The sequence below is a fragment of the Nocardia sp. NBC_01329 genome (assembly GCF_035956715.1).
In the GTDB taxonomy this organism is placed as follows: domain Bacteria; phylum Actinomycetota; class Actinomycetes; order Mycobacteriales; family Mycobacteriaceae; genus Nocardia.
The window spans coordinates 952,160-967,289 of the sequence record NZ_CP108381.1 but is presented as its reverse complement, the minus strand read 5'-3'; the positions used below and the strand labels follow the sequence as shown (position 1 = coordinate 967,289).

Annotated in this window: 13 protein-coding genes and 2 tRNA genes; 6 read left to right on the top strand and 9 right to left on the bottom strand. The window is 65.9% G+C overall.

The window, feature by feature from the left end:
• The first annotated feature begins 131 nt into the window (after nt 1-131).
• A complete protein-coding gene (locus tag OG405_RS04535; protein WP_327150384.1) occupies nt 132-719 on the top strand; it encodes a DUF3515 domain-containing protein in 588 nt (195 codons plus the stop codon).
• Nucleotides 720-786: 67 nt separating this feature from the next.
• Here OG405_RS04535 and OG405_RS04530 read toward each other — a convergent pair whose 3' ends face one another.
• Both OG405_RS04530 and OG405_RS04525 read right to left on the bottom strand, forming a co-directional pair.
• Nucleotides 787-1,908 carry a D-alanine--D-alanine ligase family protein gene (locus OG405_RS04530; protein WP_327150383.1) on the bottom strand — a complete coding sequence of 374 codons (1,122 nt, stop codon included), beginning with the start codon at nt 1,906-1,908 and terminating at the stop codon, nt 787-789.
• A gap of 55 nt (nt 1,909-1,963) precedes the next feature.
• Entirely contained in the window at nt 1,964-2,959 is a 996-nt protein-coding gene (locus OG405_RS04525) for an NAD(P)H-dependent glycerol-3-phosphate dehydrogenase (RefSeq protein ID WP_327150382.1), read from the bottom strand.
• A 30-nt stretch (nt 2,960-2,989) separates the two neighbouring features.
• On the opposite strand from OG405_RS04525, the gene cofC reads away from it, so the two are divergent.
• The 3 genes from cofC (at nt 2,990) to OG405_RS04510 (ending at nt 7,080) form a co-directional block, all read left to right on the top strand.
• Nucleotides 2,990-3,676, top strand: a complete 687-nt coding sequence (gene cofC / locus OG405_RS04520) for a 2-phospho-L-lactate guanylyltransferase (RefSeq protein ID WP_327150381.1) — start codon at nt 2,990-2,992, stop codon at nt 3,674-3,676.
• Between the two features lie 252 nt (nt 3,677-3,928).
• Complete coding sequence (locus OG405_RS04515; RefSeq protein WP_327150380.1) at nt 3,929-6,118, top strand: RNA degradosome polyphosphate kinase; 2,190 nt, start codon at nt 3,929-3,931, stop codon at nt 6,116-6,118.
• Nucleotides 6,115-7,080, top strand: a complete 966-nt coding sequence (locus tag OG405_RS04510) for an NUDIX hydrolase (RefSeq protein WP_327150379.1) — start codon at nt 6,115-6,117, stop codon at nt 7,078-7,080. The genes OG405_RS04515 and OG405_RS04510 overlap by 4 nt, the downstream gene beginning before the upstream one ends.
• Nucleotides 7,081-7,378: 298 nt before the next feature.
• Here OG405_RS04510 and OG405_RS04505 read toward each other — a convergent pair whose 3' ends face one another.
• The 3 genes from OG405_RS04505 to leuC form a co-directional block, all read right to left on the bottom strand.
• Complete coding sequence (locus OG405_RS04505) at nt 7,379-8,023, bottom strand: HU family DNA-binding protein (RefSeq protein WP_327150378.1); 645 nt, start codon at nt 8,021-8,023, stop codon at nt 7,379-7,381.
• 156 nt (nt 8,024-8,179) lie between these two features.
• Nucleotides 8,180-8,788: a 3-isopropylmalate dehydratase small subunit gene (leuD, locus tag OG405_RS04500; RefSeq protein ID WP_327150377.1), complete on the bottom strand. Its 609-nt coding sequence runs from the start codon at nt 8,786-8,788 to the stop codon at nt 8,180-8,182.
• A gap of 48 nt (nt 8,789-8,836) precedes the next feature.
• Complete coding sequence (gene leuC / locus OG405_RS04495; RefSeq protein WP_327150376.1) at nt 8,837-10,252, bottom strand: 3-isopropylmalate dehydratase large subunit; 1,416 nt, start codon at nt 10,250-10,252, stop codon at nt 8,837-8,839.
• A 146-nt stretch (nt 10,253-10,398) separates the two neighbouring features.
• Between leuC and OG405_RS04490 the strand changes: the two genes are divergently transcribed.
• Both OG405_RS04490 and OG405_RS04485 read left to right on the top strand, forming a co-directional pair.
• Nucleotides 10,399-11,100: an IclR family transcriptional regulator gene (locus OG405_RS04490; protein ID WP_327150375.1), complete on the top strand. Its 702-nt coding sequence runs from the start codon at nt 10,399-10,401 to the stop codon at nt 11,098-11,100.
• A gap of 34 nt (nt 11,101-11,134) precedes the next feature.
• Nucleotides 11,135-11,662 carry a pyridoxamine 5'-phosphate oxidase family protein gene (locus OG405_RS04485; RefSeq protein WP_327150374.1) on the top strand — a complete coding sequence of 176 codons (528 nt, stop codon included), beginning with the start codon at nt 11,135-11,137 and terminating at the stop codon, nt 11,660-11,662.
• A 645-nt stretch (nt 11,663-12,307) separates the two neighbouring features.
• Here OG405_RS04485 and OG405_RS04480 read toward each other — a convergent pair.
• The 4 genes from OG405_RS04480 to OG405_RS04465 form a co-directional block, all read right to left on the bottom strand.
• Nucleotides 12,308-12,380: transfer RNA gene (locus OG405_RS04480), tRNA-Glu, on the bottom strand.
• 149 nt (nt 12,381-12,529) lie between these two features.
• Nucleotides 12,530-12,601, bottom strand: a tRNA-Gln gene (locus OG405_RS04475).
• Between the two features lie 220 nt (nt 12,602-12,821).
• Nucleotides 12,822-14,297, bottom strand: a complete 1,476-nt coding sequence (gltX, locus tag OG405_RS04470) for a glutamate--tRNA ligase (RefSeq protein ID WP_327150373.1) — start codon at nt 14,295-14,297, stop codon at nt 12,822-12,824.
• Between the two features lie 13 nt (nt 14,298-14,310).
• Entirely contained in the window at nt 14,311-15,072 is a 762-nt protein-coding gene (locus tag OG405_RS04465) for a fumarylacetoacetate hydrolase family protein (protein ID WP_327150372.1), read from the bottom strand.
• Between the last annotated feature and the right edge of the window lie 58 nt (nt 15,073-15,130).

Here is a 15,130-nt window from a genome sequence, read left to right as displayed (position 1 = left end):
GATCCCCGATCCCGCGCGTCCGGCCGGTACTCCCGCGCTCCCCGCACGACGGTACCCTGTGCCCGGTGACCAGGACGGCGGCCGGGCCTCGCGGCCGTGGTACCACCGCACCGACGAAAGGATCGCCGAGGATGCCGGAGCCAACGCCCGACCAGGACACCGACGCCCCGGCCGGCACCGAGCACACCGGATATCCGCCCGCCCTGATCGCGACCGCGGTGGCACTGCCGATCGCATTGCTGATCGGCGTGGTGGTCGCGGCGGTGATCGCGCTGCGCACCCCGGTCGAACGGGAACCGCTGGCACTCGGTCCGATTCCGGCGCCGGCGGCGGCCGGCCCGGCCTGCTCCGCCTTGATACCCGCGTTGCCCGCCGATCTCGGCGACTACACCCGCTCTGTCCTGGTCGAACCCGCGCCCCCGGCGACGACAGCATGGCAGTTACCCGACGGCGGCGAGCCGATCGTGCTGCGCTGCGGACTCGACCGGCCGCTGGAATTCAACCGGGCATCCGCGTTACAGCTGGTCAACGGTGTGCAATGGTTCGAGGTCCGCGACGACGCGGCCGCCACAGCCACCTGGTTCGCGGTGGACCGCGAAACCTATGTAGCCCTGACGGTTCCCGACGGGTCCGGGCCGACGCCCTTGCAAGCGGTATCGGACACCATCACCGCGCAACTGCCGGCGCAGCCGATCGATCCGGGCGAGCTGCCGAACTGAGCGGGTTCGGCACATCCGGCCGAGCGAGCGGGCTCAGCGCAACCCGGGACTCAGCGCAACCCGGGACTCAGCGCAACCCGGTACCGCGCGCCAACGCTGTTTCCACGAGCGTGGTCAGCAGTTCCGTGTAGCCGACCCCGGTCTCGCCCCACATCCGGGGGTACATCGAAATCGGGGTGAAACCGGGCATGGTATTGATCTCGTTGATCACCGGGCCGTCTTCGGTCACGAAGAAGTCGACCCGGGCCAAGCCCTGGCAGTCCAGTGCGCGGAAGGCGCGAACGGCGATCGCCCGGACCTCGTCGGAGATCTCGTCGTCGAGTTTGGCCGGTACATCGAATTCGCAGACATCGTCGAGATATTTGGTGTCGAAATCGTAGAAGGCGGGCCCGGGCTGCTCACCGGCGTCGGCATCGGCCAGATCCTCGGGCATCCTGATCTCGGCGAGCGCACTGGCTTCCACCCGGCCGTCCGGGAATTCCAGCACACCGCATTCGACCTCACGGCCCGCGATGCCCGCTTCCACGATCACCTTGGGATCGTGGGCGCGCGCCGCGGCGATCGCCGCGTCGAGATCGGCCCAGTCGGTGACCTTGGTGATACCGATCGAGGAACCGCCGCGAGCGGGTTTCACGAACACCGGCAGCCCGAGCCGGTCACGCTCCGCGGGTGTCACGCCGGCGGTACCCGGCCGCAGCACGATCTGCACGCCGACCGGCAGACCGTCCGCGGCGAGCAGTTTCTTGGTGAATTCCTTGTCCATACCGGCCGCGCTCGCCAGCACGCCCGGCCCCACATAGGGGATCCCGGCCAGTTCGAACATGCCCTGTACGGTGCCGTCCTCGCCGAACGCCCCGTGCAGCACCGGGAAAACCACATCGATGGCATCGAGCGCGGTATGCGGATCGTCGAGGGCGACCAGTTTTCCGGCCCGGCTGGGATCTGCGGCCAGGATCAGTTCCGGGCCGCCGCCGGTGACCGACGGCAGGGTACGGTCGTGCCTGCTGAGTTCGGCCGCGTCGCCGCCGGCCAGCATCCAGGTTCCCTCCGGCGTGATCCCGATCGGTACCGCCTCGAAACGCTCCGGGTCGAGGTTCCGCAGCACCGCGCCCGCCGACACACACGAGACCGTGTGTTCGTTGCTGCGTCCGCCGAAGACTACCGCCACCCTGATCCGGTTCGGGTTCATGTCCGAACCGTACCCTGCCGGGACACCCGCCGACCGGGCCGGACCGCCGGTGTGGCTATTCCGGTTTTATCCGGCGTCCCAAGAGTTTCTCCAGCGCCGATTGCACCGCCAGCCCTTCGTGACATACCTGGTGAACCGCTTCGGTGAGCGGCATCTCGACATTCTTCGCCGCGGCGAGCGCGCGCACCGATGTGCACGATTTCACTCCTTCGGCGACCTGGCCGTGCGTGGCTTCCTGCGCCGCCTGCATGGAGCCTCCGCTGCCGAGTACCTGGCCGAAGGACCGGTTCCGCGACAGCGGCGAGGTGCAGGTCGCGATCAGATCCCCGATACCGGCCAGGCCGGCCAAGGTCACCGGTTCGGCGCCCAGCGCCACACCGAGCCGGATGATCTCGGCCAGTCCGCGCGTCATCAGTCCGGCGAGGGAGTTGTCCCCGAAGCCCATTCCCGAAGCGATCCCGCAGGCCAGCGCGATGACGTTCTTGCACGCGCCGCCGAGTTCGCAGCCGATCACATCGGTGTTGGTGTAGGGCCGGAAATATCCGGTGACGCAGGCCCGCTGTACGGCGGCGGCCCGCTCGGCGTCGGTACAGCCGATCACCGTGGCCGCGGGCTGCCCGGCGGCGATCTCCTTGGCCAGATTGGGGCCCGACAGCACCGCGATACGCTCCGGCCCGGCACCGCTGACCTCGGCGATCACCTCGCTCATCCGTAACAGTGTGCCGTTCTCGATCCCTTTGGCCAGGCTCAGCAGGGTGGCGTCCGGGCCGATCGCCGGCGACCAGACCTTCAGGTTCGCGCGCAGCGATTGCGACGGCACCGCGAGGACCACGATATCGGCGCCCTCCAGCGCCCGTGCGTAGTCGTCGGTGGCCGCGACCGGCGGCAACTGCACCCCGGGCAGGTAGTAGGGGTTGCGGTGATCGGTGGCCAGTGCCTCGGCGACCTCGGGCCGGCGGGCCCAGATGGTCACTTCGGTTCCGGCGTCCGCCAACACCTTCCCGAATGCCGTGCCCCACGATCCCGCACCCAGTACCGCCGCCCTCGTCATCAGCCCAATATGCCATGACAGGATGGGTCCATGTGCCCGCACACCGTGCACGCCGTCATCGCGGTGAAAACCCTGGAAAGCGCCAAGAGCCGGCTGGCCGGAGTCCTCGCCCCGCCCCTGCGGTCCCGGTTGGTGCTGGCCATGCTGACCGATACCCTGCGCGCCGCTGCGGCAGCCCCGGAGGTCGCCTCGATCACGGTGGTGACGCCCGATCCCGCGGTATCGCGGGCGGCCCGCGCGCTCGGCGCCGCCGTCCATCCCGAACCCCGGGGCGTCACCACCGACCTCGACGGCCTCAACACCGCCCTGGCTGCCGCCGCGACGGCCCTGCGGGACCGGCACGGCGAGGTGGGACTGCTGGCACTACAGGCCGATCTACCGGCCCTGCGCACCGCGGAATTGTCCGCGGTGCTGGCGGCCGCCCCCACCGGAGCCCGCGCCTTCGTCGCCGACCACGCCGGCACCGGCACCGCGGCACTGCTCGCGCCGCCCGGTACCGCCTTGCGACCCCGGTTCGGGCGGGATTCGGCGCACCACCACCACGGCGACGGTGCGGTCCGGTTGCGCGGGGACTGGCCGGGGCTGCGCCACGATGTCGACACGGCCGACGATCTCGCGGCGGTGCAGGCCCTGGGGGCGGGTCCCGATACCGCCGCACTACTGGACGAACTCGGCTGGCCACATCACGTCCGGGAAGCCGTCACCCAGGTCTGCTAGGCGAACCTTCGCCTTCGCTCCGGCCGGGCGCGGTCGGTGGATGGTCTTCGCCCGGCTGCGCCGAACGGGCGGTCGGCACCGCGTGAACGCGAAACAGACCCCAGCGTGAACGCGAAACAGACCCAGCGTCAACGCGGAACAGGCTCCCGCGTGAACGCGAAAAAAGCTCCCGCGTGAACACGAACCGTGCCGGCGCGTGAACGCGAGATAACAGTCATCTACGGCATATGCACGGCGACCGTTTCGTAAGGAATGATCGTAGGTGTGAGCGATACGGAAACCATCAAGCAACAGCAGGTGCTCCCGACCCCACCTCCGGCCGCCACCCAGATACCGGCCGATGGGAACACACCACGTTTGCCGGCCGATCGCTACTTGAACCGCGAGTTGAGCTGGCTCGATTTCAATGCGCGCGTCCTGGCTCTGGCCGAGGACAGTTCGCTGCCGTTGCTGGAACGCGCCAAATTCCTGGCGATCTTCGCCTCGAACCTCGACGAGTTCTACATGGTCCGCGTCGCCGGTCTCAAACGCCGCGCCGAAACCGGGCTTTCGGTCCGGTCCGCCGACGGCCGCTCACCGAATGAACAACTGGCGCTCATCGCGGCCCGCAGTCAGGATCTCGCGGTTCGCCATGCCGAGGTCTTCCTCACCGAAGTGCTGCCCGCACTCACCGATGAGGGAATCGCGATCATCGATTGGGCCGATCTCGACGACGCCGAACGGGAACGACTATCGGCGCACTTCCAGGAACAGGTCTTTCCCGTTTTGACTCCGTTGGCCGTGGATCCGGCCCATCCGTTCCCCTATATCAGCGGCCTGAGCCTGAATCTCGCGGTGACGGTGCAGGACGAGACGACCGGAGGCGAACATTTCGCGCGGGTGAAGGTCCCCGATAATGTGGATCGTTTCGTCCGGGTGCGTCGGCCGGGACCCACCGGCGGCGGCATTGCCGCCTTCCTGCCGATGGAAGCGCTGATCGCGGCACATCTCGAGCATCTGTTCCCCGGTATGACCGTGGTGGAGCACCATTCGTTCCGGATCACCCGCAATGCCGATTTCGAGGTCGACGAGGATCGCGACGAGGATCTGCTGCAGGCGTTGGAGCGCGAACTCGCGCGCCGCCGCTTCGGCTCCCCGGTCCGTCTCGAGGTCTCCGACGATATGACCGAGCACATGCTCGATCTGCTGCTGCGCGAGCTCGAGGTCGATCCCGCCGATGTCATCCAGGTGCCCGGTTTGCTGGACCTGTCCTGCTTGTGGCAGGTCTACGGGGTAGACCGGCCGAAGCTCAAGGACGCGCCCTACGTTCCGGCGACTCCGCCCGCGTTCGGCGAACGCGAGACACCGCGCAATGTGTTCCAGGCCCTGCGCGAGGGCGATGTGCTGGTGCACCACCCCTACGATTCGTTCTCCACCAGCGTGCAGCGCTTCATCGAACAGGCCGCAGCCGACCCACAGGTACTGGCCATCAAACAGACCCTGTATCGGACGTCCGGCGATTCCCCCATCGTGAACGCGCTCATCGACGCCGCCGAGGCCGGCAAACAGGTGGTGGCGCTCGTGGAGATCAAGGCGCGCTTCGACGAGCAGGCCAACATCAAATGGGCGCGCACGCTGGAACAGGCCGGCGTGCACGTGGTCTACGGTCTGGTCGGGCTGAAAACCCATTGCAAGACCTGCCTGGTGGTACGCCGCGAGGGTTCGACTATTCGCCGCTATTGCCATATCGGCACCGGCAACTACAACCCCAAGACCGCACGCCTGTACGAGGACGTGGGATTACTCACCGCGGCACCCGAAATAGGCGCCGACCTCACCGACCTGTTCAATTCGCTGACCGGCTACTCCCGTAAATCGGATTACCGCAATCTACTGGTGGCGCCGAACGGTATCCGCGCCGGAATCATCGCCCGGATCGAACGGGAGATCGAGCTGGCTCGAACGGGTGCCGAGGCCGGGATCCGGTTGAAGGCCAATGCGCTGGTGGACGAACAGATCATCGATGCCCTCTATCGCGCCTCCCAGGCCGGCGTACCGGTGCGCATCGTGGTGCGCAGTATCTGCGGGCTGCGCGCGGGTGTGCCCGGAATGAGCGAGAACATCGAGGTGAGGTCGATTCTGGGCCGAGTCCTGGAGCATTCCCGGATCCTCAACTTCCGGGGACAGGACGAGTTCTGGATCGGCAGCGCCGATATGATGCACCGCAATCTGGACCGCCGGGTGGAGGTCATGGCCCAGGTGAAAGATCCGAAGCTGCGCGAACGGCTCGACGAGATCTTCGAATCCGCGCTGCATCCGATGACACGCTGCTGGGTTCTGGATCCCGACGGTAACTGGAAATCCAGTCCCGACGGCGCGGGTACCGGCCCCGACGGGGACGGTATCGAAGTTCGCGACCATCAGGTGGCGCTCATGCGACTACGCCGTCCGGATCAGCAGTGAACGGCGCGCACACTCCAGCTACCTATCCGGATCCCCGGACGTCAGCCAATATCCTCGCCGCCGGCACTGTGTTGTGGCGACACGCACCCGGTTCCGCGGGCGGTGTGGAGATCGCGGTGATCCGGCGTCCCAAGTACCAGGACTGGTCGCTGCCCAAGGGCAAACTCGACCCCGGTGAGTCCCCCGTGCTGGCGGCTTTCCGGGAAACCGAGGAGGAGACCGGATTGCGGCCCAGGCTGGGCCGCTATCTCGGCAAGGTGACCTATCCGATCACCGGGCACCGCAAGATGAAACGGGTCGACTACTGGGCCGCCGAGGTCGTCGACGGAGAGTTCAGCGCCAACAGCGAGGTCGACGAACTCGTCTGGTGTCCATTGGACACGGTGATGTCGGAGCTGTCGTATCCGATGGACCGGCAGATCGTGCGGGCATTCACCCGGCTACCCGCCGCCACCCATACCTTATTGCTGGTGCGGCATGCCAAAGCCGGACGACGCGACCGATACAAGGGGCCCGACGAACACCGGCCGCTGGAACTGGCCGGCTACCGGCAATCGCTGGCGCTGGTACCGAATCTGCTGTCATTCGGCGCGCAGGAAATCTATTCGGCCGAACCGCTGCGCTGTATGCAGACAGTGGCGCCGCTGGCCGAGGAACTCGGCGTCGAGGTGGAGATCGAACCACTACTGGGCGATATCGGTTATGCCGCCGACCCCGATAAAGCGCGGGATCGGATCCGGTCGCTGGTCTCCGCGCAGCGGGTCCGGGTGCTGTGCAGCCAGGGCGAGACCATTCCGGATCTCGTGCGCTGGTGGGCGCAACGGGACGGGATGCGGTTGTCGCCCGCGCGGACCCGGAAGGGTTCGGTCTGGGTTCTGTCGTTCTCCGGCGACCGATTGGTGGCCGCCGATCATCTCGACCGCTCGTTGTCGGTCGATACCGCGCCCGCCGTCACCGCGTAGAACCGCGGCCCGGCCGGGAGCCGGTATAGAGACGGTTACGCCCCCGGGGATCGCCCGGGGGCTTGTCCGTCTGGCGTTCCGGTTGTGTGGAGTAGCGAGCAGCCGTGCCGTGGCACGACGCGGTTTCGCGTCTCCGAGAACCGTTCGCGTTGTCTCTAGCCGTCCGCGAGTGCGCGCTCGCACCCGGGATCCGGTGGGGTCGAACAGTGCGGTGGGGCCGCACGAGCGGGCCGGGCACACGGGATCCGGTGGGATCCACGCTGTTATCTGTGCGCCGCCGGCACGCCTGACTCGCGGGTCAGCGAGCCCTTTTGGCTGCCTTCTTGGCCGGAGTCCGCTTCGCGGTGGCCGTCTTCTTCGCAGTGGCTTTGGTGGCCGTCTTCTTCGCAGTGGCCTTGGTGGCCGTCTTCTTCGCAGTGGCTTTGGCGGTGGTCTTCTTCGCCACCGTCTTGCGAGCCGCGGTCTTGGTGGCGGCCTTCTTGGCGGCGGTGCTCTTGGCCGGCGCCTTGGTGGCAGTCTTACGTGCCGTTGTTTTGGCGGGCGCCTTCGTGGCGGTCTTCTTGGCGGTGGTTTTCTTCGCCGTTGTCTTCTTCGCTGTGGATTTCTTGGCCGCCACAGGAGCATTGACACCGCGTTTCACCGCAGGGCCGGTTGCCGCGAGCTTCTGTTTACCGGCGATAACCGCCTTGAACTGGGCGCCGGGCCGGAACGCCGGCACCGAAGTGGGCTTCACCTTGACGGTTTCCCCGGTACGCGGATTCCGCGCGACCCGGGCTGCCCGCTTACGCTGTTCGAACACACCGAATCCGGTGATGGTGACGCTCTGCCCTTTGTGTACCGCACGCACGATCGTGTCGACCACGTGCTCGACTGCCGCGGTGGCCGTGCGCCTGTCAGTACCCAACTTTTCGGTCAGAACGTCGATCAGTTCCGCCTTGTTCATTGAATCCTCCGCAGACTAATGGCCCGTCGTCGGACCGACTAGGTACCACGGTAAACCCACATTGGGCAAGAGTCTATGTGCCACGCCAAAATTCATGTGGTCTAGCACACGCCCAGCTACCACGACATCTGAGCGGCCTCTAAGAGGCCGAGAACATTACGCCTGCGAAATAGGTTCCGGCAGGGTCTTTGGTTTCCAAGCCGGCCTTGTCTTTTCGAACTCGGCGATCACATCGCTACGTCGCAGCGTCAGGCCGATGTCATCCAATCCTTCCAACAGGCGCCACCTGGTGTAGTCGTCAATATCGAACGGCAACACGACGGTTCCTGCCGTCACCGTGCGCGCCCCCAGGTCCACAACCAATTCCAGTCCGGGCTGTTCCTCGAGCAACTTCCAGAGCATTTCGACATCATTCTGTGACATTCGTGCTGCCAGCAGGCCGCCCTTGCCCGCATTACCGCGAAAGATGTCGGCGAAACGTGAAGAGATAACTACCCGAAAGCCATAGTCCATGAGCGCCCAGACCGCGTGCTCACGCGAAGATCCGGTACCGAAATCGGGGCCCGCCACCAGCACCGTGCCCTGCTTGTACGGTTCGGTGTTCAGAATGAAGTCCTCGTCACCGCGCCACGCGGCGAAGAGCCCGTCTTCGAATCCCGTACGAGTGACACGCTTCAGATAGACGGCCGGGATGATCTGGTCGGTGTCGACATTGGACCGGCGCAGCGGAACACCGATCCCCTTGTGCGTGGTGAAGGCATCCATCGCAATTCTCCTGTATCAGCTATAAGTGGTTTTCGATATAAGACGGGCTCAGTTCAGGTCCGTGGGGGCCGAAAGTGTGCCCCGGACCGCGGTCGCGGCGGCCACGAGTGGCGATACCAGGTGGGTCCGGCCACCTTTGCCCTGCCGGCCCTCGAAGTTGCGGTTCGAGGTGGAGGCGCAGCGCTGGCCCGGTTCGAGCTGATCGGGGTTCATCCCCAGGCACATCGAACATCCGGCCTGCCGCCATTCGGCTCCGGCCGCGGTGAAGATCTCACCGAGCCCCTCGGCCTCCGCCTGTTCCCGCACCCGCATCGAACCCGGTACCACCAGCATTCGCACGCCCTCGGCGACCTTGCGGCCCTGCAAGACCCCGGCCACGGCCCGCAGATCCTCGATCCGGCCGTTGGTGCAGGATCCGACGAATACGGTGTCCACCGACACCTCGCGCAGCGGCATACCCGGGATCAAATCCATATAGCGCAGCGCCTTCTCCGCGGACTCGCGCGCGGTCTCGTCGGCGATCTGGGCGGGGTCCGGCACATTCGCACCCAGCGGCAGACCCTGGCCGGGATTGGTACCCCAGGTGACGAACGGGGTCAGCGCGCTCGCGTCGATGTGCACCTCCCGGTCGAAAACCGCGTCCTCGTCGGTCTTCAGCGCCTCCCACGCCTCGACCGCGGCGTCCCATTCCGCACCCCGCGGGGCATGGGGGCGATCTTTCAGGAACTCGTAGGTGGTTTCGTCCGGTGCGATCATTCCGGCGCGGGCGCCGGCTTCGATGGACATATTGCAGACGGTCATCCGCCCTTCCATCGACATATTCCGAATGGCCTCACCGCGATACTCGAGCACATAGCCCTGCCCGCCGCCGGTGCCGATTTCGGCGATAACCGCCAGAATGAGGTCTTTACTGGTAACTCCCGGCGGCAGCACACCGTCCACGGTGATGGCCATTGTCTTGAACGGCCGCAGCGAAAGGGTCTGCGTGGCCAGCACATGCTCGACCTCGCTGGTACCGATTCCCATGGCCAGCGCACCGAAAGCGCCGTGTGTGGAGGTGTGGCTGTCACCGCAGACCACGGTCGTACCCGGCTGAGTCAGCCCCAGCTGCGGACCGACGACATGGACGATGCCCTGTTCACGGTCACCCATCGGGTGCAGCCGGACACCGAATTCCGCGCAGTTGCGGCGCAGCGTTTCCACCTGGATACGGGAAACCGGGTCCGCGATGGGTTTATCGATATCGATGGTCGGGACATTGTGGTCCTCGGTCGCGATGGTGAGGTCGGGGCGGCGCACCGGACGACCGGCGGCCCGCAGACCGTCGAAGGCCTGGGGGCTGGTCACCTCGTGCACCAGATGTAGATCGATGTAGATCAGATCGGGTTCGCGCGCCTCGCCCTCACCCTCACCGCGGGCGACGACGTGCTGTTCCCATACCTTCTCGGCCAACGTACGTGGCATTGTGCGATCACCTTTCGGGCTCGGCATCCGAACTGGGTCTGAACCTGGCAGCGGATACGCGCTAGCTGGAATCCTGCGACCCTTCCAGGACGCCACCTGGGCTGTTCGTAATGGCATCTCAGAATGCAGGACGCTAATATCGTTGTATGAGACAGCATAGCGGTATCGGCGTCCTGGACAAAGCGGTGGCAGTGTTGTATGCGGTCGCCGAGCAGCCATGCGGTCTCAACGAACTGTGCGAGCGCACCGGCCTGCCCAGGGCCACCGCGCACCGCCTCGCCGTCGGCCTGGAGACCCATCGCCTCCTGGCCCGCGACGGCAACGGCGCCTGGCGCCCAGGCCCGGCCCTCGCCGAACTCGCCGTCGGCGCCGCCGACCCATTGATCGAAGCCGCCGGATCGATTCTGCCCAGGCTGCGCGAAATCACCGGCGAAAGTGTCCAGTTGTACTGCCGCGAGGGCAACGAGCGAGTGTGTATCGCCGCACTCGAACCGCCCGCCGGCCTGCGCGATACCGTGCCGATCGGCTCCCGCCTGCCGTTGACAGCGGGGTCCGCGGCCAAGGTACTGCTCGCCTGGGCCGATCCCGAACTGCAGCGCACGGTGCTGGGCGACGCGATGTTCACCGACCGTACCCTCGCCGAGGTCCGCAAACGCGGATGGGCGCAGAGCGCCGGCGAACGCGCTGCGGGAGTAGCGAGCGTTTCTGCGCCCGTCCGCGACCAGCAGGGCGCGGTGGTCGCCGCGGTCTCGGTATCCGGCCCCATCGACCGGATGGGCCGCCGCCCCGGCGCCCGCTGGGCGGCAGACCTGGTCGCGGCCGCCGATGCCCTGCACCGCCGACTCTGAGCGGCAGGCAGATGCCGTCACTTATGGTGACCTGATGGGAGTGAAGCAACGGTCACAGATCGTGATGACCGATACCGAGATCACCGATTTCCTCACCCGCAGCCGCGTCGCCACCCTGGCATCACTCGGCGCGGACGGAAAACCACACCTCACCGCCATGTGGTACGCGCTGATCACCGATCCGGAGCGGCCCGACGCGATCCCCGAACTGTGGTTCGAGACCAAGGGCAAATCCCAGAAGGCAGTCAACCTGCGCAGAAACCCCACGGTCACCTGCCTGGTCGAGGCCGGGAAAACCTACGACACTCTGCGCGGCGTCTCCCTGGAAGGCCGCGCCGAGATCATCGACGACCCCGCGAAACTGTTCGCCGTCGGGGTCGGCGTCTGGGAACGCTACACCGGCCCCTACACCGATGACATGCGTGAATACGTCGAGGGAATGCTCAACAAACGAGTCGCCGTACGCATCGTCCCGGACCGGATCCGCAGCTGGGACCACCGCAAACTGGGCCTACCCGCCATGCCCCTGGGCGGGTCCACCGCCAACGCCCTGGACGACTGATACCCCGGGTGCTGCCCAGCGGCAGCACCCGGAACCCCTCGGGCCACACCCGGAAACCGCCGTCATCCGGCCCACCACCGACCCGAATCCGACCGAGCGAAACCTGTGCCCCCGAGCCGGCCCGTCGACCCGAACCGTCCACGGTAGGCCCCACACACCAGGCCCGGAGCCACAACGGGCCCGCACATTCGAAAGAAGACAGTCCGGCCGATATAGCCGCGACCGGCCGTCATTTTCGAAGCAGAACCGCCCCACGGCGAATTCCCAGAAGCACAAACGCACATACCGCCGAAGAGCATGAAGCTCACATCAGTTCCAGACACCCGACCCCGGCACACCCGAACGTATCCAGTCCGAAAAGGGGGCCCTGGGGCGCAGCCCCGGCAACACATCCAGGAGATATCCCGTCCCGAAAAGGGGGCCCTGGGGCGCAGCCCCGGCAACACATCCAGAAGGTGTCCCGTCCCGAAAAGGGGGTCCTGGGGCGCGCAGCCCCGGCAACACCCCAGGACTGTCTCCCAGTCCCTGAAGGGGGTCCAGGGGGCGCCGAGCCCGCCTGGGCGGGGTGCGGGGGTTGCACCCCCGCAAGACATTGCGAAACAGCAAAGGCTCATGCTCTCCATGAGCATGAGCCTGCTAGCTGAGTAGCCCCGACGGGATTTGAACCCGCGCTACCGCCTTGAGAGGGCGGCGTCCTAGGCCGCTAGACGACGGGGCCAGGACTTGTGATCAACTCCTGGCTGGAGTGGATCGCGGATCTCTCGATCCGAAGCTCGATCAGCGTAACCGACCGGGCGGCGGCGACCAAATCGCCTGGAAAACTCGTTCGACACCGCATCTGGACGATGAAGCTGAGAGCGATCTCCGCTGGGGTACCAGGACTCGAACCTAGAATGGCTGAACCAGAATCAGCTGTGTTGCCAATTACACCATACCCCAATGACCTGGGCTTTCGGCTTCACCGCTGGCCGCGGTGACACCGTCGTTCCGGCCGAGGAAGAGAGTACCAAACTGCTCGGGGGAAACTACAAATCGCCTGGTCACGCCGCCACATCAGGTAGGTAACGGTCGATGCGGGACCGTCGGTCGATGTTTTCCGGCCCCGTGCGGGCGGAGACCGTCCCCGGCAGCGCCGGGGACGGTCTCGTGCCGTCGGTGCTCATTCGGCCGGCGGCGCCCATTCCCGGCCATCGCGCAGTCGCCGCATGGTGAGCTCGCGACCGAGCAGTTCCATCGATTCGTAGAGTGGCGGACTGATGTGGGATCCGGTCACCGAAACCCGCACCGGCGCGAATGCCTTGCGTGGTTTCAATTCCATTCCGTCGATGAGCGCGACTTTCAATGCGTTCTCGATCTCGGCCGCAGTCCAGGAGACCAGCGGTTCGAGCGCGGAAATTGCGGCGTCCAATACCGGTACGGCGTCCGGTCCCAAATTCTTCTTGCCCGCGGCGGGGTCGATGGTGAACTCATCCGTGGGTGCGAACAGGAATCGCAAGAGACCCCATGCGTCGTCGAGAACGACAATACGTGTCTGCACCAGATCCGCGGCCGCGGCGAAAGTCTTCTCGTCCGTTCCGCTGCCTATATATCCGTGGTGCGTGAAAAAGGTGCGCAACCGTCCGGCAAAGTCGACCGGCTCCAGCAAACGGATGTGTTCGGCATTGATCGCGTCGGCCTTCTTCTGGTCGAAGCGCGCCGGGTTCGAATTCACTTTCGATATGTCGAAGGCTGCCACCATCTCGTCCATGGAGAACACATCGTGGTCGTCGGCGATACTCCAGCCGAGCAGCGCGAGGTAATTGAGGAGCCCCTCGGGAATGAATCCACGCTCGCGGTGCAGGAAGAGATCGGCTTCCGGATCACGCTTGGACAGCTTCTTGTTGCCCTGACCCATCACGAACGGAAGGTGGCCGAATTCGGGAGTGAAATCGGCGACCCCGATACGCCGCAGTGCGGCATAGAGCGCGATCTGGCGCGGTGTCGAGGAGAGCAGATCCTCCCCGCGTAGTACGTGGGTTATTCGCATGGTCGCGTCGTCGACCGGGTTGACCAGCGTATAGAGCGGGTCGCCGGTGCCGCGGGTGAGCGCGTAGTCCGGAACGGAGCCGGCTTTGAACGTGGTTTCACCGCGGACCAGATCGTGCCAGGTGATATCGGTGTCGGGCATGCGCAGCCGGATCACCGGGGGCCGGCCCTCCGCCTTGTATTCGGCGATCTGCTCGGCGGTGAGGTCGCGGTCGAAATTGTCGTAACCGAGTTTGGGATCGCGTCCGGCCGCCTTGTGGCGTGTCTCGACTTCCTCTGGTGTGGAAAAGGACTCGTAGGCTTCGCCGGCCTCGAGAAGTTTCTTTACCACGTCGCGGTGGATATCGCGGCGCTGCGACTGCCGGTAGGGCGCATAGGGCCCGCCGATTTCCGGACCTTCGTCCCAATCGAGTCCGAGCCAGCGCAGCGCGTCCAACAACGCCTGATAGGACTCTTCGGAATCTCGTGCGGCATCGGTGTCCTCGATACGGAAGACGAAGGTGCCGCCGTGATGGCGAGCGTAGGCCCAGTTGAACAGCGCCGTGCGGATGAGCCCGACATGCGGTGTCCCGGTGGGCGACGGGCAGAAACGGACCCGTACGTTTGTCATGTCTCTCTTTCGTTCAGCGTTTTGCGGCAACAGGATTGGTCAGCGTACCGATTCCGGCGACGGTCACCGACACAGTTTGGCCGTCTTTCATCGGGCCGACGCCCTCAGGTGTTCCGGTGAGGATCACATCACCGGGCAGCAGGGTCATCACACGGGTGACCCATTCGATGATTTCCGGGATATCGTGCAGCAGCAGCGATGTGGTGCTGCGCTGGCGTACTTCGCCGTCGAGTTCGGTGGTGATCGCGAGGTCAGCGGGATCGAGCTCGGTTTCGATCCACGGCCCCAGGGGGCAGAAGGTGTCGTAGCCCTTGGCCCGGGTCCATTGGCCGTCCTGGGCCTGCTGGTCGCGGGCGGTCACGTCGTTGGCGACGGTATAGCCCAGGATGACGTCCTTGGCCCGGGCGGCGGGTACATCCTTGCAGGGGCGCCCGATGACCACCGCGAGCTCGCCCTCGTAGTCGACGCGGGAGGAGCTGGGCGGCAGGATGATCGGGATATCGGGTCCGATGATGGACGTGTTCGGTTTGATGAAGATCACCGGTTCGGCCGGTGCCTCTCCGCCCATCTCCGCGGCGTGGGACGCGTAGTTCTTTCCGACGCAGATCACTTTGCTGGCGAGGATCGGAGCGAGCAGGCGGATATCGGGCAGCGGCCAGCTGCGGCCGGTGAACGTCGGGGTGCCGAACGGATGTTCGGCGATTTCCTTTGCGGTCTCGCCTTCGATGGCGACGAACGCGACCCCGTCGGGGCTGGCAACTCGACCTAGACGCATGACCGAAGTCTATCCAGCCGGGTTCACCAGCCCGAATGCGCCCGACCGGTCGGTCCGG